The organism is Flavobacterium sp., from assembly GCF_044349645.1.
Taxonomy (GTDB): domain Bacteria; phylum Bacteroidota; class Bacteroidia; order Flavobacteriales; family Flavobacteriaceae; genus Flavobacterium.
Map to the genome: position 1 here is coordinate 34,128 of NZ_JBIKQP010000009.1, position 24,020 is coordinate 58,147.

Annotated in this window: 20 protein-coding genes; 5 read left to right on the top strand and 15 right to left on the bottom strand. The window is 32.9% G+C overall.

The features are described from left to right. Window positions 1-71 precede the first annotated feature (71 nt). The 4 genes from AC9UFV_RS03255 (at window position 72) to recO (ending at window position 5,961) form a co-directional block, all read left to right on the top strand. Window positions 72-1,217, top strand: a complete 1,146-nt coding sequence (locus AC9UFV_RS03255) for a cystathionine gamma-synthase (RefSeq protein ID WP_509572724.1) — start codon at window positions 72-74, stop codon at window positions 1,215-1,217. Between the two features lie 224 nt (window positions 1,218-1,441). After that, window positions 1,442-2,785, top strand: a complete 1,344-nt coding sequence (gene gdhA / locus AC9UFV_RS03260; RefSeq protein ID WP_509572726.1) for an NADP-specific glutamate dehydrogenase — start codon at window positions 1,442-1,444, stop codon at window positions 2,783-2,785. A 115-nt stretch (window positions 2,786-2,900) separates the two neighbouring features. Continuing rightward, the gene (gene porZ, locus AC9UFV_RS03265) at window positions 2,901-5,204 is read left to right on the top strand and encodes a type IX secretion system anionic LPS delivery protein PorZ (protein ID WP_509572728.1); all 2,304 of its coding nucleotides are present in this window, start codon (window positions 2,901-2,903) and stop codon (window positions 5,202-5,204) included. 43 nt (window positions 5,205-5,247) lie between these two features. Then, a complete protein-coding gene (gene recO, locus AC9UFV_RS03270) occupies window positions 5,248-5,961 on the top strand; it encodes a DNA repair protein RecO (RefSeq protein WP_509572730.1) in 714 nt (237 codons plus the stop codon). On the opposite strand, the gene AC9UFV_RS03275 is transcribed toward recO, so the two are convergent. After that, the gene (locus AC9UFV_RS03275) at window positions 5,962-8,232 is read right to left on the bottom strand and encodes a cation:proton antiporter (protein WP_509572732.1); all 2,271 of its coding nucleotides are present in this window, start codon (window positions 8,230-8,232) and stop codon (window positions 5,962-5,964) included. Window positions 8,233-8,417: 185 nt separating this feature from the next. Between AC9UFV_RS03275 and AC9UFV_RS03280 the strand changes: the two genes are divergently transcribed. Then, window positions 8,418-10,766 carry an efflux RND transporter permease subunit gene (locus tag AC9UFV_RS03280; RefSeq protein WP_509572734.1) on the top strand — a complete coding sequence of 783 codons (2,349 nt, stop codon included), beginning with the start codon at window positions 8,418-8,420 and terminating at the stop codon, window positions 10,764-10,766. Here AC9UFV_RS03280 and AC9UFV_RS03285 read toward each other — a convergent pair whose 3' ends face one another. From AC9UFV_RS03285 to AC9UFV_RS03350, 14 genes are all read right to left on the bottom strand, one after another. Continuing rightward, entirely contained in the window at window positions 10,767-11,225 is a 459-nt protein-coding gene (locus AC9UFV_RS03285) for a DUF1569 domain-containing protein (RefSeq protein ID WP_509572736.1), read from the bottom strand. It abuts the gene before it with no gap. Between the two features lies 1 nt (window position 11,226). Continuing rightward, the gene (locus tag AC9UFV_RS03290) at window positions 11,227-11,745 is read right to left on the bottom strand and encodes a GNAT family N-acetyltransferase (protein WP_509572738.1); all 519 of its coding nucleotides are present in this window, start codon (window positions 11,743-11,745) and stop codon (window positions 11,227-11,229) included. 97 nt (window positions 11,746-11,842) lie between these two features. Then, window positions 11,843-13,213, bottom strand: a complete 1,371-nt coding sequence (locus AC9UFV_RS03295) for an NADH-quinone oxidoreductase subunit N (protein ID WP_509572740.1) — start codon at window positions 13,211-13,213, stop codon at window positions 11,843-11,845. 73 nt (window positions 13,214-13,286) lie between these two features. Next, window positions 13,287-14,729 carry a complex I subunit 4 family protein gene (locus AC9UFV_RS03300; RefSeq protein WP_509572742.1) on the bottom strand — a complete coding sequence of 481 codons (1,443 nt, stop codon included), beginning with the start codon at window positions 14,727-14,729 and terminating at the stop codon, window positions 13,287-13,289. Between the two features lie 7 nt (window positions 14,730-14,736). Continuing rightward, on the bottom strand, window positions 14,737-16,620 hold the full coding sequence (nuoL, locus tag AC9UFV_RS03305) for an NADH-quinone oxidoreductase subunit L (protein ID WP_509572744.1): 1,884 nt from the start codon (window positions 16,618-16,620) through the stop codon (window positions 14,737-14,739). Between the two features lie 4 nt (window positions 16,621-16,624). Further along, the gene (gene nuoK, locus AC9UFV_RS03310; RefSeq protein WP_027310278.1) at window positions 16,625-16,945 is read right to left on the bottom strand and encodes an NADH-quinone oxidoreductase subunit NuoK; all 321 of its coding nucleotides are present in this window, start codon (window positions 16,943-16,945) and stop codon (window positions 16,625-16,627) included. A 1-nt stretch (window position 16,946) separates the two neighbouring features. Next, window positions 16,947-17,459, bottom strand: a complete 513-nt coding sequence (locus AC9UFV_RS03315) for an NADH-quinone oxidoreductase subunit J family protein (RefSeq protein ID WP_509572746.1) — start codon at window positions 17,457-17,459, stop codon at window positions 16,947-16,949. Next, entirely contained in the window at window positions 17,459-18,004 is a 546-nt protein-coding gene (locus AC9UFV_RS03320; protein WP_509572748.1) for a NuoI/complex I 23 kDa subunit family protein, read from the bottom strand. Before AC9UFV_RS03320 ends, AC9UFV_RS03315 begins: the two co-directional genes overlap by 1 nt. A 128-nt stretch (window positions 18,005-18,132) precedes the next feature. Further along, window positions 18,133-18,657 carry an ORF6N domain-containing protein gene (locus AC9UFV_RS03325; RefSeq protein WP_509572750.1) on the bottom strand — a complete coding sequence of 175 codons (525 nt, stop codon included), beginning with the start codon at window positions 18,655-18,657 and terminating at the stop codon, window positions 18,133-18,135. A 63-nt stretch (window positions 18,658-18,720) separates the two neighbouring features. Next, complete coding sequence (gene nuoH / locus AC9UFV_RS03330; protein ID WP_509572763.1) at window positions 18,721-19,773, bottom strand: NADH-quinone oxidoreductase subunit NuoH; 1,053 nt, start codon at window positions 19,771-19,773, stop codon at window positions 18,721-18,723. Window positions 19,774-19,776: 3 nt separating this feature from the next. Next, window positions 19,777-20,820, bottom strand: a complete 1,044-nt coding sequence (locus tag AC9UFV_RS03335; RefSeq protein ID WP_509572752.1) for an NADH-quinone oxidoreductase subunit G — start codon at window positions 20,818-20,820, stop codon at window positions 19,777-19,779. A 77-nt stretch (window positions 20,821-20,897) separates the two neighbouring features. Next, window positions 20,898-22,265 (bottom strand): NADH-quinone oxidoreductase subunit NuoF, encoded by a 1,368-nt coding sequence (nuoF, locus tag AC9UFV_RS03340; RefSeq protein WP_509572754.1) that lies wholly within the window; start codon window positions 22,263-22,265, stop codon window positions 20,898-20,900. Between the two features lies 1 nt (window position 22,266). Beyond that, window positions 22,267-22,797 carry a complex I 24 kDa subunit family protein gene (locus tag AC9UFV_RS03345; RefSeq protein ID WP_509572757.1) on the bottom strand — a complete coding sequence of 177 codons (531 nt, stop codon included), beginning with the start codon at window positions 22,795-22,797 and terminating at the stop codon, window positions 22,267-22,269. An 83-nt stretch (window positions 22,798-22,880) separates the two neighbouring features. Continuing rightward, window positions 22,881-24,020 (bottom strand): NADH-quinone oxidoreductase subunit D (locus AC9UFV_RS03350; RefSeq protein WP_509572760.1); only part of this gene is annotated, 1,140 nt, incomplete at its 5' end.

Sequence of the window (24,020 nt, forward strand, 5' to 3'; positions counted from 1 at the left end):
GAAGTAAAAAAGGGCATTTTTAATAAAAAATAAAGAGTTACAATTTATATCTTTACAAAAAAATAGCATTTATGAAATTCAATACGAAAACCATTCACGGCGGACAACACCATGATCCTGCAACTGGAGCAGTAATGCCTCCAGTTTATCAAACATCAACATATGTTCAAACAAGTCCTGGACAACCTTTGAATCCTGATTATGAATACAGTCGTGCTGCAAATCCAACACGTTCTGCTTTGGAAAACGCATTGGCAAGTATTGAAAATGGAGCACGCGGTTTGGCATTTTCATCAGGTTTGGCAGCTACTGATTGTTTAATAAGAACCTTTAAATCGGGGGATGAAATTATTGCGATGGATGATTTATATGGCGGAACTTATAGAATGTTTACACGCATTTATAAAGATTCAGGAATAATATTTCATTTTGTTGACATGAACGATTTGGAGAAATTCAAATCATTAATCAACGAAAAAACCAAATTAGTTTGGGTGGAAACCCCTACAAATCCTTTGATGAAATTAGCAGATATTCAAGAAATAGCAAAAATCACTAAACAACATAAAATCATTTTTGCAGTTGATAATACTTTTGCTACTCCTTATTTACAAAAACCTTTGGATTTAGGAGCCGATATTGTGATGCATTCTGCAACAAAATACCTTGGAGGACATTCTGATGTAATCGCTGGAGCTTTGATTATCAAAGACGAAGAATTGGGAAATCAATTGCATTTTCAACAATTTGCAACTGGAGGAACATTAGGACCAATGGATAGTTTTTTAGTTTTAAGAGGAATAAAAACGCTTCATTTACGTGTTCAAAGGCATTGTGAAAATGGCGCAAAAGTAGCTGATTTCTTAAATAATCATCCCAAAATAAAAACCGTTTTTTATCCTGGTTTGCCAAGCCATCCGTATCATGAAATTGCCAAAAAGCAAATGAGTGGTTTTGGAGGAATGGTTTCATTTACTTTTGTTTCAGGGAAAAAAGAAGATTCGATTCATTTTCTTGAAAAGTTGAAAGTGTTTACGTTGGCTGAATCGTTAGGTGGTGTTGAATCATTAGCCAATCATCCTGCATTAATGACTCACGCTTCAATTCCTGAAGAAAAACGCAAAGAAATTGGAATTTCCGATGATTTAGTTCGTTTAAGTGTTGGGATTGAAGATATTGAGGATCTAATTGAAGACCTGATTCAAGCGTTGGCTTAATTTATTTGAATAATAGTAAAATGATATTAATATACTATTTTACTTAATAATAAGTTAGCTTTCCATTATAAATTGATGAATAAAATTCACAGTTTTTCAATTTATCTTATAATAAAGATAATTCTATTATCAAATTGAAATAGATTTCGATTATTATTGATTAAAATGTATATTTGTATCAAAATACGAAAACGTTTTCTTAAACCGTTAAATAAAAAAATAGTATGTCAGAAAGTATTAAATCTTTTGTTGAAGCTGTAGCTAAAAGAAATCCGAACGAGCCAGAATTTATGCAAGCCGTTCATGAAGTTGCTGAAACAGTAATTCCATTTATTGAAGAAAATAAAAAATACCAAAACAAAATGCTTTTGGAGAGAATGGTCGAATCTGAGCGAATCATTACTTTCCGTGTAGTTTGGACCGATGATAAAGGTGATATCCAAGTGAATAGAGGTTATAGAATTCAAATGAATTCTGCTATTGGACCTTATAAAGGAGGAATTCGTTTTCACCCTTCAGTAAATTTAAGTATTTTAAAATTTTTAGCTTTCGAGCAAACTTTCAAAAATAGTTTAACCACATTGCCAATGGGTGGTGGTAAAGGAGGAGCAGATTTTGATCCTAAAGGAAAATCTGATAATGAAGTAATGCGTTTTTGTCAAGCATTTATGACAGAATTATCAAAACATATTGGAGATAATACAGACGTTCCGGCCGGAGATATCGGTGTTGGAGGGCGTGAAGTAGGATATATGTTTGGACAATATAAAAGATTAAGAAACGAGTTTACAGGAGTATTAACAGGAAAAGGAATTTCTTTTGGAGGTTCATTAATTCGTCCTGAAGCTACTGGATACGGCGATGTATACTTTGCACAAAGTATGCTAAATACTAAAGGAGATAGTTTTACAGGAAAAACAGTTGTAATTTCTGGATCTGGAAATGTAGCTCAATATGCTGCTGAAAAAGCAACTCAATTGGGTGGTAAAGTAGTTACTTTATCAGATTCTTCAGGATACATTTATGATGCTGATGGAATTGACGCTGCTAAATTAGCCTACGTAATGGAGATTAAAAATGAATTACGTGGAAGAATAAGCGATTATTTAACTAAGTATCCAAATGCAAAATATGTTGCTGGAAAACGTCCATGGGAAGTTAAATGTGATGTTGCGTTGCCTTGTGCAACTCAAAACGAATTGAACGAAGAAGAGGCTAAAATGCTTGTTGCAAATGGTTGTATTTGTGTGGCTGAAGGCGCAAACATGCCTTCCACTCCAGAAGCAGTAATTGTTTTCCATAAAGCAAAAATATTATTTGCACCTGGAAAAGCATCAAATGCTGGTGGAGTAGCAACTTCAGGATTAGAGATGTCTCAAAACTCATTGAGATTAAGTTGGACAGCAGAAGAAGTGGACGAGCGTTTGAAAAAAATCATGCTTGACATTCATGCTTCATGTGTTAAATACGGTAAAGATGCAACAGGGTACGTGGATTACGTAAAAGGAGCAAACATTGCTGGATTTGTTAAAGTTGCTGACGCGATGTTGGCTCAAGGTGTAGTATAAAACCAACCACTATAATAATTAAATGCCTCACAATTTGTGGGGCATTTTTTTGTTTGCATATGAAAACGATAATAATTCCGTTTTATAGTATATTTGTAGTTGTAACAGAATTAAAATGAAATACCCTTTAGCATTATTCATTGCTTTATTTTTTATTCAAATTGGCTTTTCCCAAAACAGTCAATTTTGGAAGGGCTATTTTTCTTATAAAGAAATTAAGGACATTTCTCAATCGCCAACAGTTTTTTTTGCAGCAGCTGAAAATGCTTTGTTTTCAAAAAATCTTACTACGAATTCAATAAAAACAACCAATACTATCGACGGACTTTCAGGGCAAACGATTACTTCAATGTACCACAGTACTGCTTTTAATAAAACTATTATTGGTTATGAAAATGGTTTAATTATGATTGTGAATGATGCCGATGGATCCATGCTAAACATAGTTGATATCATTACCAATGGCGTTAATCAAAATTTAAAACGCATCAATCATTTCATGGAATACAATGGTATTCTATATGTATCCTGCGATTTTGGAATTGTACAATATAATTTAGCCACTTCAGGCTTTGGGGACACCTACAGAATAGGAGATTTAGGTGCTGAAATTAAAGTATCACAAACCGCTATTAGCAATGGAATAATTTATGCGGCAACCATAGCAGGTATAAAAACCGCTAGTATTTCCAATCCTAATCTGAATGATTACAACCAATGGACGCAAGTAATAGGCGGCGGTTTTACAGGAGTTGAAACCTTTGGAACGCAAGTAGTTGCTACTACAAATTGGGGTGCGGTTTTTAAACTTGATGGTTCTATTTTTACCTCATTTACAACACTTCCTCTAGGCGCGATTGATTTAAGAGCTAGTGGAAATTATGTTTTAATTTCTACACAAACAAGTGTTTCCATTTACAACCAAAATTTGACTTTGCTGTTGCAAATAAGTAGCAATCAAATTCCAAATATTTCAGCAAAATTTACCTGTGCAACTCTCATTGGAAATGTAATTTATTTAGGCACATTAGAAGATGGAATAATTATTACAACGCTTGATAACCCAACTACTTTTAACTTTTTAAGTCCCGACGGACCTTCTAGGAATGCATTATTTGCTATAAATGCTTCTACAAAAAATGTATGGGCAGTTTATGGCGGATATTCTCCTGATTACAATCCATATACTTATGATAATAATGGATTAAATACTTATGGGTATAGTAAATTTACTGAAAACGGATGGCAAAACACTCCTTATTCAGCTGTATTAGGAGCAAAGGCACTTTCTAAAATTACCATAAATCCAAATAATAGCAATCAAGTTTATATAAGTTCCTTTTTCTCAGGATTGTTAAAAGTTGAAAATGATATTCCAACCGTTTTGTATGATGAGAGCAACAGCTCATTAGAGTCATTAATTTTAAATCCTCCAAATCCAAATTATAAAGATTTACGAATTAATGGTGCGGCATTTGACAAATCCGGTAATTTATGGGTTGGAAATGGGTGGTCAAAAAATGGGTTAAAGAAACTCTCAACTCAAGGCTCCTGGTCAAGTGTAAATATTGAACCTATTTCCCAAAGGTATTATGAAAATAGTTACGGAGAAGTCTTAGTTGATAAAAACGGAACAAAATGGATGGCATCAAGTTATGATGGTGTAATTGCCTACAATGAAACAGGAAATGTTTTTAAGAAAATATCTCGGGGTGCAGATTTAGGTAATTTACCAGTTGTTGATGCTAGGGTAATTGCAATAGATAATAGAAATCAACTTTGGATAGGAACCACCAGTGGATTAAGAGTACTTTCAAGCGTTGATCGTTTTTCAACTGATGATCAATTAACATCAAATCCTATAATTATTTTAGAAAATGGATTGGCGCAAGAACTATTATACGAACAGTTTATTACTGATATTGTTGTGGATGGAGCCAATAATAAATGGGTAGGAACTGCCGATTCCGGAGTTTTCCAATTTTCTTCAGACGGTCAACAAACCCTTCGCCGTTTTACAAGTAGTAATTCTCCATTGCCAAGTAACGCTATAAATGATATTGATATTAGCCCAACAACCGGTGAGGTTTTCTTTGCTACTGACAAAGGTATGGTTTCCTATAAAGGAACTTCCACTATAGCAAGCACCGATTTAAGCAATGTAAATGTTTATCCAAATCCAGTACGACCAGAGTTTGAAGGTACTGTAAAAGTGAGCGGATTATCGAATAAATGCAATGTTAAAATCACAGACATTGAGGGAAATTTAGTTTATGAAACTATTTCTCAAGGCGGAACAATAGAATGGGATACCAAAGCTTTTGGAAACTATAATGTGGCTTCAGGTGTTTATATGATATTTATTTCTTCACAAGATGGAACGGATACTACAGTTAAAAAAGTAATGATAATTAGGTGATTTACTTTGAGTTTTATTAATCTCTAGAATTATAAACAAAAAAATGGTAGTAAAAACCAGAGCGATTGTAATTTCATCAATAAAATATCAAGAGAAAAGCTTAATTGTAAAATGCTTTACACTCTCTGATGGGCTTAAATCGTACTTTGTTCGTGATGCATTTTCATCAAGAAAATCAAATCAGAAAATCGCGTACTTCCAGCCATTTTCATTATTAGAAATTGAAGCTGTTCATAAGAATAAGGGAACACTCGAAAATTTTAAAGAAATAAAACTTGCGGTTCCATTTCAAACTATTCATAGCGATGTTGTAAAAAGTACTATTGTACTATTTTTATCCGAAATGATGCATTATTCTATTCATGAAGAGGAAGAAAATGAGGCCCTATTTACTTATCTTGAGACTTCTTTATTATGGCTTGACGCTCATGAAGACATGGCTAATTTTCATCTTATTTTTTTATTAGAAGCATCTAAGTACTTGGGATTTTATCCTGATATTTCCGAAATGGAATTTCCGTTTTTTGAAATGAAAGAAGGTAATTTTTCACCTTTTAGCGCTGTAAGTTCTTTATCTGAACACGAAACTTTGCTTTTCAAAAAATTAATAAATTTAAAATTGGAAAGCGATATCAAAACATTTCATGTAATTGAAAGACAGCTACTATTAAAAATTCTAATTGATTATTACAGTTATCATTTAGAAGGATTCAGAAAACCAAAATCGGTAGAAGTTTTGAAAGAAGTTTTTTCGTGATTACGGTTTTACTATCAATACAGAAGGAATATCACTCAACCAATCACTTTGAGAATCTACCAGTTTTTTCCAACTTTCTAGACTAATAACCATTAAATCATGTTGTTTTAACAATTCTTTTTCAATGACTTTATTAGTTAATATAGTCATATTACTGGGATAGTTATTTTCTAAAGAATCAACAGCATTTGCAATTATAAAGTTATTTTTTAATTGACCATTGCAATCCAAAACAGCAATTTTAGAATCGTTATTGTAGATTAATTTTTGTGCATAATCCAATAAAAATCCATCTTCAGCACTAAATATTGGAATAAAAACTTGATTTACATTTTGTAGATCTTTGTTGATTAATATTCCTAATGGCATTTTAGTTTTTGAGATAATTTGTCTTGTTCTTTCATCAAAAGGCGAGTTTTCAAACAACCCTTCTTTTCCTGTAAACTTGTCAATTAAACGATCTGGATTTATAATTCTTGTCGTAAATCCTAGTACTTTTCCTAAAAGTGTTCCTTCGAAAATTGATTTCCCAAGCCCTACCAGAAGCAAGTCATATTCTCCTTGATTTGCAATTTCTACTATATCAGTTTCTACGTCAACAGTAGTTTTGAAAACTGTAGTAATTTGTTGGTCTAAAATTTTTGATTCATTTAAAATGGGAAGGAAACTATCAGTTTCATATTCCTCCATATTATTAACGTGCATTTCGTCACTTAATACCAAGTGCATTGCAGTAATGTTTACATTTTCTTTTTGTTTTCTCACCAAGCTGCTTGCTAATCTAAGCAAGGATTTCCCTTTTTCATTATTTCCAAAAAACAATAAAATCTTGAATTTACTTTTGCTATTGATTTCCTCTGGAACAAATTGATTTTTAGATTTAAATGCCCAATTTATCAAATTCAATGCTGGACCAGTCATAAAAGTGGTAACTAAAGCCATGATAACCATCATGGTAAATACTTGAGGAGTAAGTACTTTAAGGTCCAAACCTATATTTAAAACTACCAATTCCATTAACCCACGAGTATTCATTAAGGCCCCAATTGTAAGACTGTCTTTCCAACTTTGTCCTACAAATTTTGCAGCTAAAGCACTTCCAAAGAATTTTCCTACTACCGCTACCAAAATAATGAAACCGGTAACTTGCCACATATAAGGATCGTTAATCAATCCGATTTGCGTTCTTAAACCTGTAAAAACGAAGAATAATGGCAATAATAAAATTACAGATACATCTTCAACTTTTTCAATAAATATACTTCTGAATTTTGAAATATCCGGCATAATTACACCGGTCATAAAGGCACCAAATAAGGCGTGTATTCCGATTATATTTGTTGCATAGGAAGATAAAATCAGTGTAAGAAAGAATATCGCAACTACTGGTTTACTTAAATTTTCACTTTTTGAATATAAATCACCTACTTTTTTCAAGAATGGTTTTACTATAAAAAGCATCATAAGAACATAAAGGATAGAAAGCCCAATTACATATAAAGCACTTTCAAATGCGCCTGCTTTTACAATTGCGATTACGACCGCAAGTAAACACCAAGCTGTTATATCATCTGCGGCAGCACAAGTAATTACAATAGCACCCAACCTAGTTTTATGAATTCCTCTTTCTTGTACAATTCTTGCTAATACTGGAAATGCAGTAATACTCATAGCAATACCCATAAATAGACTGAAAGATAAAAACGAAATTCCTTCAGGAGCAAAAGTTTGATATACATAAAATGCCAATCCAATTCCTAATGCAAAAGGGATTACGATACTTGCATGACTAATTACTACTGCTTCGTTTGCTTTGTTTTTAAGTACTTTCAAATCCAATTCCATACCTATTACAAACATGAAAAGAATCAAACCTATTTGACTTAAGAACGATAAATTTCCTAAAGATTGTGTAGGAAATAATACGATAGAAAACTCCGGAAAATACATTCCTAGTAATGAAGGTCCTAAAAATATACCTGCAATTATTTCTCCGATTACAGAAGGTTGACCGATTTTTCTGAAAATCCACCCAAAAAAGCGTGCAACTATAATTATGGTAATTATTTGTGCCAATAAAATTGCTAAAGGATCATTGAAATTGATAACCATAGAATTGATAAATTCATTCCAATGATCAGAGGGAGTTAAAACGATAGAAGCCGTTTTAATAGATTCTAAAAACTTACCTTTTGAAATAATCCAATAAATTAACGCAGTGAAACCTCCAGTTACAATAAGGTAAAAGAAAGTGTTTTTAAAGTTTTTCATATGCTAATATGCAGTAATTATATGCAAAGTTTCAAAAATCAAATATATGAATTATTACAATTCATAATTCATTACAAATAGTAAAATTCGGTTTTTATTTATTTACGAATTTTTAATTAAATAATTATTTGATTCACTTTAATTTTTCTATGTTTTAATTACCTTTGCTCGCGTTAATATCGAATATGAAAAAGAAATTAAAAGTTGGTTTTTGGGAATACATCGCCCGTTTGATTCTTACCAATAGAATTACCATTTTAATTGCCATTATTGTCATTACTATTTTCCTAGGTTTTCAATGGAAAAATTTAAGCATGACTTATACCGAAGCAAACTTGCTTCCAAAAAAACATATCGTTAACCAACAGTATGATGACTTCCTGTCAAAATTTGGTGAAGAAGGGAATTTAATCGTAATTGGTTTTCAAGACCCAAAATTTTTCACTCCAAAAGCCTTTTCCGAATGGAATGAATTGATGTCAGGGCTAAAATTATCTAAGAATGTAGAATTGGTGGTTTCTATTAGCGACCTAAAAAAACTACAAAAAGACACCCTTGCTCAAAAATTTGAATTGGTTCCACTTATTGATAACAATCAGAAAAGTGATCAAGTTTATTTACAAAATATTAAAACGGAATTATTTACTAATTTACCTTTTTACGAAGGGCTTTTATTCAATAAAAAATCAGGAAGTATTCGATCTGCAGTTTACTTAAAAAAAGAGATAGTTAATACAGCAGAGAGGAAAACGTTTATAATTGAAACGCTAATTCCAAAAATTGATAAGTTTGAAAAAAGTACTGGAATAGATCTTCGAGTTTCAGGAATGCCCTATATTAGAACTATAAATGCCGAGAACATGAAAGGGGAAATCGGTCTGTTTATTGGTGCGGCATTATTAATTACTTCACTCATCTTTTTCTTCTTTTTCCGTTCGTTTAGAGCAACATTTATATCTATTTTTATTTTACTTTTTGGAGTAATGTGGTCCTTTGGAACCTTAGGATTATTTAATTATAAAATAACAATTTTAACAGCAATAATTCCGCCTTTAATAATTGTAATTGGAATTACAAACTGTATATTTCTTATCAATAAATACCAACAGGAGATTAAATTACATAAAAACCAAGCCAAAGCTTTGCAACGAGTAATTTCTAAAATTGGAGTTTCTACTTTAATGACTAATCTTACTACAGCAGTTGGTTTTGCAACCTTCATGATTACCGGAAATGAACTCCTTTATGAATTTGGTTTAGTAACTTCAATAAACGTGATTACAGTTTATTTATTGACGCTTTTAATTGTGCCAATAATGTATAGTTTTATGTCAATGCCAAATGAAAAACACCTTTATCATTTAAGTAAAAACTATTTGTCTTCTGTTTTAGGTTGGGTTGAAAACGTCGTGAAAACCAAACGGAATTATATATATACGGTTTATGTTTTATTCCTTTTATTCAGTATTGTTGGGGTAATGCAAATGAAAGTTTCAGGAAGTTTAATTGGCGAAATGCCAAAAAGTGCTTCGTTTTTTAAAGACATTTTATTTTATGAAAAAGAATTCAACGGGGTAATGCCGCTTGAAATAATGATTAACACCAAACAAAAAAAAGGGGTTATGAAGTTATCGACCATGAAGAAAATGGACGAATTACAAAAAACAATCGAACAAATTCCAGAACTTTCAAAGCCAGTTTCAGTGGTGAATTTAGTGAAATATTCTAAGCAAGCATTCTATAATGGTAATCCTGAATATTATGAATTACCTACTTCACAAGAGCAAGCTTTTATACTTTCGTATGCGAAGAATGCATCTAAAAATACCAAGGACAACTTGATGAAAACTTATGTTGATTCAACTGGTCAATATGCAAGAATCACTACCTATATGAAAGATATTGGCACTAAAGAAATGGCTAATATTGAAGAAAAATTAAAAACAAAAATTGAGGAAATTTTCCCTGAGGAGCGTTATGAAGTTACATTAACCGGTAAAGCATTAGTATTTCAAAAAGGCACTTCTTATTTAATTAATAATTTAATTGAGTCATTAATTTTTGCAATTTTATTAATAGCTGGGTTAATGGCTTATATGTTCCGTTCAGCAAAAATGATTTTTGTATCGGTTATTACCAATATTTTACCGCTTTGTATTACTTCGGGATTAATGGGTTATTTGGGAATTCCTTTAAAGCCATCTACCATTTTAGTATTTAGTATCGCTTTTGGAATTTCTGTTGATAATGCCATTCAGTTTATGGCAAAATACCGTCACGACCTAATAATGAATAACGGAAAAATCAAAAAATCGGTGTTTAGCGCTTTGCAAGAAACGGGGGTAAGCACTTTTTATACTTCTATCGTTTTGATATTTGGTTTTGCTATTTTTACCCTTTCAAGTTTTAGCGGAACGGTAGCTCTTGGTGGATTAATTTCCTGTACTTTACTTTTTGCAATGTTTGCTAACTTATTAGTATTACCAGCATTGGTATTAACATTTGAAAAAAAGAAAGCGATACAAGAAGAATAGTTATGACTTCAAAATGTCATCAATAATTTTCAAATGATGGTTCGTATGAATTTCTAAAAAACGAATAGTGTCCTTTTTTTTCAATTTTCCTAAATAAGGATGTTCAAAATAATGTTTATTTGAAACGGATTTTAATTCCAAAATCAATTTTCTAGTTAATTCTATATTTGATAACAATTGAGTCTCTGTAATTTCATTTTTTGGAACCACTACATCGGGCGCCTTTACTTTTCCTCTTGAAATTTCACCAAAAGTAAATATTAAAAAACGACTCAATTTAAATTTCCATTTATAATTTAATGGGTTGGATCGTAAAACAACTTTTGTTACCCCCATTATAGTTAAAAGGGAATGTTCAATGTGCCACCCAACATTTGATTTAGAAATTTCAGAATTTTCTTTTGCATAAAGCGGAATTCTAGATTCAAATTGGTTCAAAAGTGTTTCTAAATTCTTCATATTATAATTTTAATTTCATTAATAAATCGGTTTGTTTGTCATTACCAAAAATAAATAGATGTTCATCAAATACTACAAAACCATTTTTCTCATAAAACCGAATGGCTCTTTGATTTTTCTCCCAAACTCCCAACCAAACAAAATCTAATTTATTATCATTTGCAATAGCAATAGCTTTCCCTAAAAGTAACTGGCCAACTTGCTTTCCTAGATATTCTTTGGAAACATATATTCGTTCAATTTCAAGTGAGTTTTCATTTTGCAATTCCTTTTGAGCTATGCCAAAATTGAGTTTTAAATAGCCTATAACTTGTTCACCAATACTTGCAAAATAGTATTCGATATTTGGATTATTTAATTCTGAAGATAATTTTTCTAAAGAGAATTCTTCAGCTAAATAGGAAGCCATGTTTTCCGTGGTGTTTACCTCGGCAAAGGTTTCAATGAATGTTTGACTACTAATGTTTTGCAATGCTACAACATCGTTTGACGCAATTCTTTTAATCTCAATGGGCTTCATAATTATTTTATATGGGATTTAATTTAAGTAAAGATATTAATTTCCATAAAAAAACCATCAAGCAATTGATGGTTTTTTTATATTATTTAAATGACTATTAACTTAACAATTGCATGATTAAAGTTGGATATAATCCAATAACTAAGTTCATCACTATTGATAGAACTGCAACTGCATAAAATGCAAATGGTGTTTCTTGTTTTTCTTCAGTAGCGTCTTTTGTGTACATTGCCAAAATTAATTTGAAATAGTAACCAATGCTAATAATCGAGTTGATAACAGCTGCAATAACTACGATTAAATAACCCGATTGAATGGTTTGTGTAAACAACATTAGCTTAGCGAAAAATCCTGCAAAAACTGGAATACCCGCCATAGATAATAAAGAAGCCGTAAGTACAGCTGCTAGAATAGGATTGGTTTTTCCTAATCCATTAAAGTGAGAAATTTCTTCGTTCCCTTTGTCTTTACAAACGTATAGCAAAACTGTAAAGGCAGCAATTCCAGCAAGTGAATAAGCGGTTGCATAATACAATAAACTCCCCGCCGCTGTTGTAGCACTTAATAATGTCATTAGCATAAATCCTGCGTGAGAAATACCTGAAAAAGCCAACATACGTTTTACATTCGTTTGCTTTAATGCCATGATATTTCCAACGGTCATCGAAGCAATTGCAATAACTACAATTACAATCTGAAATCCGTAAGTAATTTCTACGTTCATTGCAGTTAGTAATTTATATAAAGACGCCATTGCAACTACTTTTGCTAGTGTGCTCATCGTAGCTGTTGTTAATGCTGGAGCCCCTTGATACACGTCTGGAGCCCAAAAGTGAAACGGTACTGCTGCAATTTTGAACAACATCCCAATAGTTAATAATATAATTCCAATGAAAAACCACGAAGGCAATTCGGCAGATCGGGTATATTCACTAATTTCAGTAATATCAAAAGTTCCCATTGCGCCATAAATTAAGCAAATTCCAAAAAGTAATATCCCTGATGCAAAAGAACCCATTAGGAAATACTTTAATCCGGCTTCGTTACTTTTTATATTCATACGATCTGAAGCCGCTAAAACATAAAGTGAAATGGATAGAATTTCTATTCCTAGGAAAAACATTGATAAGTTCCCAAAGGATACCATGGCAACTGCTCCCGACAATAAGAATATTTTTATAGCAATATAATCGGAGATTTTTGTTTGGTGTTTTTCGTAAAAATTATCACTAAGTGCTACCAAGAAAATAGTTAATACGATGAATAAACTCGTGAAAGCAACAGAGAACTTATTGACCACAATCATATTGTTATAGTAGGTTGCTGGCGAATTTAATTCGGAAAGTGTTAGGCCTAATATTCCCATTAATCCAAGAATTGTTACTGGAATAATTGCTTTTCTGAAATTCATGATTTCAAATAAAAGGCATAAAACACCTAATCCTATTGTTGCTATTAATGTATTCATTTTTTAAATTTTAGATTGTAAACTGAAAGCGAACTTTAGTTGTAAATCGTTATATTATTATTAATTTAATTTCTTAACCAAATCTATTGATACTTACTAATATCGATTCTAATGACGGTGTAATTAGCTCTATTATAGGTTTTGGATACAATCCAAAAAAGAATAAAACTGCCACAATTATTGATAATGAAATTCCTTCATTCCAAGTAATATCAGAAAATACTTTAGTATTTGTCTCTCCCAACATTGTTGTTTGAAACATTTTCAACATATAATAAGCTCCTAAAATTATTGTTGTACCACCTAAAACTGTGAACCAAAGATTAATTTGAGAGATGCTATAAAGAACTGTAAATTCCCCAATAAAATTAAAGGTAGGAGGCAAGGCTACCGAAGCCAAAACTAAAATCATGAATAGAGAAGTAAATTTTGGCGCATGGGTGCGAATACCACCTAGTTCTTCTATTGTATTTGTTTGGTACCTGCGATTGATGATTTCTGCAGCAAGAAATAATCCTACAATTACAAATCCGTGGGCAATCATTTGTAAAACCGTACCAATTAAACCATCAATATTTAAAGTATAAGCACCTGCTGTAATTAATCCAACGTGAGCTAATGAAGAATAAGCTAATAGTCGTTTTAGATCTTTTTGGCGCAAAGCCACGATAGATCCATAAATAGTTCCCGCAATTCCGATAGCTACGAAAACAAAAATGTAAGTTTTAGCTGTAAGTGGAGCTATTTGTAATTGCCAACGAAGCACGCTGTACAATCCCATTTTCAACATAATTCCAGAAAGCAACATGGTTCCTACAGTTGGTGATTTTTGATACACATTGGCTTGCCAAGAATGAAAAGGTATTAATGGAATTTTGATTGCATATGCTAAAAAGAAGGCGAGGAAAATCCAAAATTGTTCATTTATTGTCAAATTCAATTTTGCAAAATCTACCAAAAGGAAATTGTTTGTTTTGGTATATAAGTAAGCGAAAGCGGCCAACATGAATAGCGATCCTGCAATAGTATAAATGAAAAATTTAACTACCGCTTTTTTACGTTCTTCGGCATCACCGTTACCCCAAATTAATGCTATAAAATAAATCGGAATTAATGATAATTCCCAAAACATATAGTATAAAATTCCGTCACCAGCTAAGAATGTACCACACATTGCAAAAGCCATGAACAAAATTAAAGCATAGATAGTTTTGCTATTATTGAAGTTGTTTGCAAATGATGAATAGATAATAATTGGTGTTAAAGCTAAAGTTAATAGCACCATTGCCATTGACAATCCATCTGCTTCAAGAATCATGGAAACATTAGGATTTACAATCCAAGGAGTTAAATAACTAATATCGAAACCAATGTTAAATCGGTTCAATAACATTAACGCATATCCGAAAATGGTTACACTAAAAAATAAAGCAACTTTTGAGGCTAATTTATTACCTGAAAAAAAGGTAGCTACCGCGCCAACCAAAAGTAAAATTAAAAGTATCGATACATTCATAGTATAATTATTGAGCTATAAATAAACAGGTTAATATCACGCAAACACCCAAAACGAAAGCAAAAAGATACAATCCAATACTTCCACTTTGAATTTTTCTTCCTTGTATTCCAATTGCCTCTGTTGCTTTTCCAAAACCGAATACCAATTTCGATAATCCGGTTTCAAGTTTGTCTCTAAAGAAACGAGAAATAGCATTTAATGGGTTTACAATTAGTATTGTATAGGCTTCATCTACGTAATATTTATTGTAAATTATTTTTGAAATACCAGCGATATTCTCATCTTCTGATGGTAATTCACTTTTCTTAATGTATTTAATATAAGCAACTGTAATTCCAACAATTGCTCCTACTAATGCAATTCCCATTAAAATATAGGAAGTAGAATTTAAAGCTTCTTCGTGACTTACTTTACTAATAATAGGTTGTAAATAGTGGTTCAACCAATAGCTTCCTGGGAAATTAATTAACCCTCCAAAAGTAGCTAATATTGCTAGTACAATCAGTGGAATTGTAATCAATGAAGGAGATTCGTGTAAATGACTTTTTTGGTGCTCAGTACCTCTAAATTCTTTGAAGAACGTAAGATATATTAATCGGAACATGTAAAAAGCAGTCATAATAGAAGCTACTGAACCAATAATCCAAAGTGGTAAATTCTCATGGAAAGCAGTCATTAATATTTCGTCTTTAGACCAAAAACCTGCAAAAGGGAATATACCAGAAATAGCCAACGAAGAAATTAACATGGTAATAAATGTAATTGGCATTACTTTTTTCAATCCTCCCATTTTACGCATGTCTTGTTCGCCATGAAGAGCATGTATTACAGATCCTGAACCAAGGAATAAACAAGCTTTGAAAAACGCATGTGTAATTACGTGGAAAACCGCAACCTGATAAGCGCCAAGACCTAAAGCTAGGAACATTAAACCTAATTGAGAAACGGTAGAATAGGCCAATACTTTTTTGATATCGTTTTGTAATAATCCAATTGTAGCAGCAACAAGTGCAGTAATTGCTCCAATTATAGCGATTATGCTTTGAACTTCTGGAGCTAAATCAAATAGGAAGTTTAATCTTGTAATCATAAAAATACCCGCAGTTACCATCGTTGCAGCGTGAATTAATGCTGAAACCGGAGTAGGTCCCGCCATCGCATCTGGCAACCAAGTATACAATGGAATTTGAGCTGATTTTCCTGTTGCACCAATAAATAAAGCAAAAGTTGCAATGCCAACCCAAAATAGAGTTGCTGGATTAGTACCTTCTAAAATGCGTTCGTGAATTCCAATAAAATCGGATGTATTGAACAAACTTGCAATGATAATTATACCAACAAGCAATCCTAAATCACCAATACGGTTCATGATAAACGCCTTTTTAGCGGCATCGTTATAGTCTTGGTTTTTATGCCAAAATCCAATTAGCAAGTAAGAGCAAAGTCCAACGCCTTCCCATCCGATAAACATAATTAGTAAATTACTACCCATTACAAGAGTAATCATGAAAAAGATAAACAGATTTAAATAGGCGAAAAATTTATGTAAGTTTTCATCGTCGTGCATGTAACTGATAGAATACATATGAATTAAAGAACCTATTCCAGTTACAAATAATAACCATAAAAGTGATAATTGGTCCAAAAGGAAACCAAATTTCACACTGAAATTACTGAATTTAATCCAATCAAATAAGTTAATTACAATGGCTTGGTGCGTTTCATTTACCTTAAGAAAAAAGTAAATTGAAATAGCAAAAGAAACCACAACTGTAAAAGTTCCGATTGTTCCAGAAAGTGTTTTCCCCATTTTTTTCCCGAAGAAAACATTGAATAAAAACCCTATAAAAGGTGATAATAGTAAGGCTAAAGCTAAATTGGTATCCATTAAATTATCCTTTTAAATTTTTTAAATTATCGATATCAATCGAACCTAAATTTCTAAATATTGAAACCAATATTGCCAATCCTACAGCTACTTCAGCCGCTGCAACTGCCATTGAGAAGAATACAAAAACTTGTCCTTGTGCATCTTGGTGATAAGTTGAAAAGGCTACAAAAAGCAAATTCACCGCATTTAGCATGATCTCAATTGACATAAATACAATAATGGCATTTCGTCTGTACAATACTCCAAAAACTCCAATACTAAAAAGTATTACAGCAAGGAAAATATAGTTTTCAATCCCTATTTGATTTAAAACATTGTTCATATTATTTTTGTATTTTTTCTTTCTTAGACAATAAAACAGTTCCTATCATAGCTACTAAAAGCAGAATGGATGCAAATTCAAAAGGCACCATATATTCGTTTAGTAAAACGTTTCCTAACTTATTAATAGATTGAAAATCTTCACCAGTTGCATCATATTCCCCCATAATTGGTTTTGAATTCACAAAAAGTGCGATTAAAATAGCACAAGTTAAACCGAATAAAATGATCGCGCCCAAACGGGTTACACGAGGTTTGTGAACTTCATTTTCTTTGTTCAAATTCATTAACATGATAGTAAAAAGGAACAAAATCATAATCGCTCCAGAATAGACTATAATATGAACTACAGCCAAAAACTGAGAATTCAATAATAGGTAATGTCCCGCAATTGAAAAAAAGCAAATCACCAAATAGATAGCACTATGAATTGGGTTTTTAGTGAAAACCGTCAAAAAAGCGGTCGATAATGTTATCGCTGCTAATACACAAAATATAATTAGAAATGGAGTCATTAGTTAGCCTTGTTAAGTTGAGCGTTTTGCATAGCAACGTCTAAAGGCATCACTAGGCGATCTTTTCCAAAAATAAAATCTTCTCTTTCGTAGCTTGCAGGAACCAATTCCTTTGAAATAGTAAGATAAATCGCATCTTTCGGACACGCTTCCTCACACAATCCACAGAAAATGCAACGCAACATATTGATTTCATAAATCGAAGCATATTTTTCCTCGCGATACAAATGCATTTCGTTGGCTTTGCGTTCTTCCGCCTTCATTGTAATTGCTTCTGCTGGGCACGACAATGCGCACAAACCACAAGCAGTACAGTTTTCACGACCTTGCTCGTCGCGTTTCAACATATGTTGACCACGATAAACAGGGCTCATTTCTCGAATTTGCTCTGGATATTGAATCGTTACTTTTCTACGAAACAAGTGTTTGATTGTAATAAACAAACCTTTAATTATCGCAAGCAAATACATGCTTTCCAAAAAAGTCATTTTCTTATTAGAAACTTCCTTTTTTCTTCCCGATAAGGACATACTTTGTATTGACATTTTTATTTTTTTATTTGAAGCTTAATCCTGCTTTCCGTTTCAATCTTTGTTTCACTGCGTTTCACAAAGGATTTACACTGCAATCAGGGCTAGGGCTTTCGGGTATTTATTATATTTTTCTTTTGTAATTATTTTTTGTAACCAATTTTGTTTCTCTCGACTTTATTTTCTTGCTTTTCAATCATTTCATCCAAGTAGTTAAAAACCAATTCAATGTTTTTATCATGATTTATTAGCTTCTTTTTTATTTCTTCAATCTCAAGTTTTACACTTAAAGATTCAGTTAGCAACTCTCTAATTTTAGTAAATACTCGAATAATTTCAATATTAACCTTAATTGCCGCCGGACTATTTAATACACTAGAAAGCATTGCCACACCTTGCTCTGTAAATACCATTGGCATGTATTTTGAATGTTCCCCTTGTTTAAAGGTGCCAAATTGGCTCCTTAAAATTTCGTTTTCTGACTTAGTTAATTCAAACATAAAGTCATCAGGGAATCTATCAAAATTTCTTCTAACCTGTCTTTTTAATTGTTTTGTTTCAACTCCATAAAGCCTTGCTAAATCTGAATCTACCATTACTTTTTTATTTCTAATAAGCAAGATTTTGCTCATTATGAATTCTTCCGAAATGATTAATTCTTGGCTCATATATTCTAACAATGTTAATTTAATTTGGCTTGTATGGGTTTATTACTTCTTCTGAATTTATTTTTAAAATCCTAAATAAGCAATTATTTCGTGTCTTAAAATTACAATTCCTGTAATCATAATATTCACAATTGATAAAGGAATCAAAATTCTCCATCCCAAATTCATCAATTGATCGTATCTAAATCTTGGAATCGTCCATCTCACCCACATATAGAAAAATATGAATCCACATATTTTTATAAATAAGGCAACAATTCCTAAAATATTTGCAATATTAACTCCCCAATTTTCAACCGCCCAACTCATTCCAGGATAATTATATCCGCCGAAGAATAAAACCGCCAAAATAGTAGAAGAGATAAACATATTCGCATATTCAGCAAACAAGTAGAATCCCATTTTCATTGAAGAATACTCGGTGTGATATCCACCAATTAATTCGGTTTCACATTCCGCTAAATCAAAAGGTGTTCTATTGGTTTCTGCAAATGCACAAATTAAAAAGATTAAGAACGATAACGGCTGGTAAAAAACATTCCAGTTCATTCCTTCTTGTTGAGCCGAGATTTCTCTTAAACTCAATGTTCCTGTCATCATTAATAATGCAATTATCGAAAGCCCCATCGCAACTTCATAAGAAATCATTTGAGAAGCAGCACGAATAGCTCCAATCAATGAAAATTTATTATTGGAAGCCCAACCTCCAATCATAATTCCGTAAACTCCTACTGAAACTACCGCGAAAACATATAAAACAGCTACATTAATATCTGTTGCTTGAAGTAAAATATCTCTACCAAAAAGATGTAATTTATCTCCCCATGGAATTACAGCACTGGTCATTAACGCCGTACTCATTGCAATTGCTGGGCCAACTACAAAAAGGAATTTATTAGGTGTGTTTGGTTCAAATTCTTCTTTAGAAAATAATTTTAATCCATCGGCAAGCGGTTGGAATAATCCAAGTGGACCCGCTCTGTTTGGACCAACCCTGTCTTGCAACCAAGCAGCCACTTTACGCTCTGCCCAAGTAGAATACATAGCCATCAACATTGTAATTGCAAAAACAACTAAAATGATGACACTTTTTTCGATTATAATAGTATTATCCATCATCTAAAGATTACCTTTTTGAAATTCTTGTTCTTCCTCTTTACTCAATGGCACCTCTGGCATACTGATTTTTTTACGGTCTTGGTCTCTTCCTTTAAGAATTCCCACTTCCGTAGCAATATGCACTGGTTGTAATTTTCTGTTGTATTTGTTTTGATTGATTACAGAATCTTTTTCAAATTTTCTAGGTCCTTCAATTACCCAATCAGAAACTTCTTTATGATCAAAACGACATCCGTTGCAAATGAATTCTTCCACTTCATGGTACTCGTCTTTTCTTCCTGTTACTCTTTGAATTTCGTCACCAAACATCCAAACAGTAGTTTTCCCACAACATTTATCGCAATCTCTGTGCGCATTGTAAGGTTTGTTAAACCAAACTCTCGATTTGAATCGGAAGGTTTTATCGGTTAAAGCTCCTACAGGACAAACGTCTATCATGTTTCCAGAAAATTCGTTGTCAATTGCTTTTGATATGCAAGTTGAAATATTGGAATGATCTCCTCTGTCCATAACTCCGTGAACACGATTGTCGGTCAATTGATCGGCAACCATCACGCAACGGTAGCAAAGAATACAACGATTCATGTGCAATTGAATATTTGGACCAATATCTTCCGGCTCAAAAGTTCTTTTTTCTTCAATGAATCTCGTTTCAGATTTTCCGTGTTTAAAACTTAAATTTTGTAAATCACATTCTCCTGCCTGATCGCAAACTGGGCAATCTAAAGGGTGATTTATCAATAAGAATTCGGTCACCGATTTTCTTGCTTCCGTTACTCTTTCAGATGAGTTACTGTTTACTTCCATACCGTCTTGGCAACCTGTTACACAAGAAGCCACTAATTTTGGCATCGGTCTTGGATCTGCTTCGCTACCTTTTGCAACTTCGACTAAACAACAACGGCATTTTCCGCCGCTTCCTTTTAGTTTTGAATAATAGCACATTGCTGGAGGAACACTCTCCCCACCAATCATACGCGCAGCTTGCAGGATTGTTGTTCCTGGCTCTACTTCAATCGCTTGACCATCTATAGTTACTTTCATAATATTGGTTGTTGGTTGTTGGTTTTTGGTTGTTAGTTTTAGAAATCCATTAACTATCAACCATCAACTATCAACTTTTATACTGTTATTTTAGAAACCAAGTGTTTTACCTTTTCAAAAGGTTCAGCAACAAAGTGATCTCTATTTTTTATTTTTTCTGGGAATCGAATATGGTATTCAAACTCGTCTCTAAAGTGACGTATTGCAGAAGCCACTGGCCAAGCTGCAGCATCCCCTAAAGGACAAATGGTATTACCTTCAATTTTACTTTGAATGCTAAGTAGCAAATCAATATCTTCTTCACGTCCGTGACCGTTTTCTATTCGGTGCAATACTTTTTCCATCCAACCCGTACCTTCACGACAAGGAGAACATTGACCACAACTTTCATGATGGTAAAAACGAGAAAAATTCCATGTATTTCTTACCATACAAGAAGTGTCGTTGTAAACAATAAATCCTCCTGATCCCAACATTGAACCGGAAACAAATCCACCGTCACTTAATGATTCGTAGGTCATTAATCGATCTTCACCATTTGCAGTTTTGTAAATTAAATCAGCTGGTAAAACCGGTACCGAACTTCCTCCTGGTACAAATGCTTTTAAAGGACGATCAGAACTCATTCCGCCTAAATATTCATCTGAATTTATGAACTCGTATACGCTTAATCCCAATTCAATTTCATAAACTCCTGGATTTTTAATATGTCCTGAAGCCGAAATTAATTTGGTCCCTGTAGAACGACCAATACCGATTTTTGCATAATCTTCCCCTGAATTATTGATAATCCAAGGCACTGCAGCGATAGTTTCCACATTGTTCACCACAGTTGGATTGGCCCAAAGACCTGAAATCGCAGGAAATGGAGGTTTAATTCTAGGATTTCCTCTTTTTCCTTCCAATGATTCAATCAATGCAGTTTCTTCTCCACAGATATAAGCTCCAGCTCCAACTTGAACATACAATTCTAAATCGTAACCCGATCCTAATATATTTTTTCCTAACCATCCAGCAGCTTTAGCTTCGGCGATGGCTCTTTCTAATATTTTGTAAACCCACATGTATTCTCCACGAATATAGATGTAGGATAAATTTGCACCCAACGCAAAACTTGAGGTTATCATTCCTTCTATTAATAAGTGAGGAATGTACTCCATCAAATAACGGTCTTTGAAAGTACCAGGCTCTGATTCGTCAGCGTTGCATACTAAATGTCTTGGTTTTCCTGATTTTTTATCAATAAAACTCCATTTCATTCCTGCTGGAAATCCTGCTCCACCACGACCACGAAGACCTGAAGTTTTCACTTCTTCAACTACTTCGTCAGGAGTCATTTTTTTTATCGCTTTTTCCACAGAAGCATAACCACCATTTTGACGGTAAACTTCATAGGTACGAATTCCCGGAACATTAATTTTGTCTAATAATATTTTTTGTGACATATTATTTATCGTGTAACGTAATTTTATCTTCTTTACAATCAACAATCAATTGATCGATTTTTTCTTTGGTAAGGTGCTCTTTATAGAAATCACCTAATTGCATCATTGGAGCATAACCGCATGCACCTAAACATTCTACACCACGAACTTCAAAAAGACCGTCAGCAGTTGGTTCACCTACTTTTACACCTAATTTATTGCAAGTGTAATCCATTAAATCTTCCACACCATTCAAACAACAAGGAGAAGTTTGGCAAAATTCAAACATGTATTTCCCAATTGGTCTTTGGTTGTACATTGTGTAAAAAGAAACCACTTCATAAACTTCAACAGGTTTAATATGAAGAATTTCGGCTACTTTATCCATTAATTCTATACTCAACCAATTGTCATGAGCATCTTGAACTTCGTGCAAAACTGGCAACAATGCCGATTTTCTCTTATCTTCAGGATAATGACTGATCAACTCATTGATGCGATTCATCAAAGCATCAGTGATATTAATTTCTTGTTTATAATGTGTATGTTCCATTTTTTTATTATTTTGAATTCTGAATTTTAATTTTGAAATGAAGTGATTCATTTATAATTTATAATTCAAAATTTATAATTTTTTTATGCGTCTAATTCTCCAGCAATAACATTCAAACTTGATAAAATTACTATCGCGTCTGATAATAATGCCCCTTTAATCATTTCAGGATAAGCTTGGTAATAAATAAAACAAGGTCTTCTGAAATGCAATCTGTAAGGCGTTCTACTTCCGTCGGTAACTAAATAAAACCCTAATTCCCCATTTCCTCCTTCAACAGCATGGTACACTTCATCAACTGGAACAGGAACTTCTCCCATTACAATTTTGAAATGGTAAATTAACGATTCCATATCGTGGTAAACGTCTTCTTTTGGAGGCAAATAATAAGCGGGAACGTCTGCGTGGTATTCATTTCCGGCAGGCATTTTATCTAAAGCTTGACGAATAATACTCAAACTCTCCCATACTTCAGCATTACGAACGCAAAAACGATCGTAAGTATCTCCCGATTTTCCTACAGGAACTTTAAAATCAAAATCTTCGTAAGATGAATAAGGCTGTGCTACACGAACATCATAATCAACACCCGCAGCACGTAAATTAGGACCTGTAAATCCGTAAGCCATTGCTTTTTCAGCAGATATTGGACCTACATTTACAGTTCTATCAATAAAAATTCTGTTTCTTTCAAATAGGTTTTCGAATTCTTTCCAAGCAACAGGAAATTCTTCTAAAAACACCTCTAATTTTCGGAAAGCTTCTGGCGACCAATCTCTTTCGAAACCACCAATTCTTCCCATATTTGTTGTCAAACGAGCGCCACAAATTTCTTCGTAGATTTCATATACTTTTTCTCTAAATTGAAATACATACAAGAAACCAGTGTAAGCTCCTGTATCCACACCAAGAATTGAATTACAAATCAAGTGATCGGTAATTCTTGCTAATTCCATTACGATAACTCTTAAATACTGCGCTCTTTTCGGAACTTCAATATCCAATAATTTTTCAATAGTCATCCACCAAGCCATGTTATTGATAGGTGATGAACAGTAATTCATTCTATCTGTAAGTGGTGTGATTTGATAAAAAGGTCGGTTTTCAGCAATTTTTTCAAACGCCCTATGGATGTATCCAATGGTAGGTTCCGCTTCTAAAATTCGCTCTCCATCCATCAACAAAATATTTTGGAAAATACCGTGAGTCGCAGGGTGGGTTGG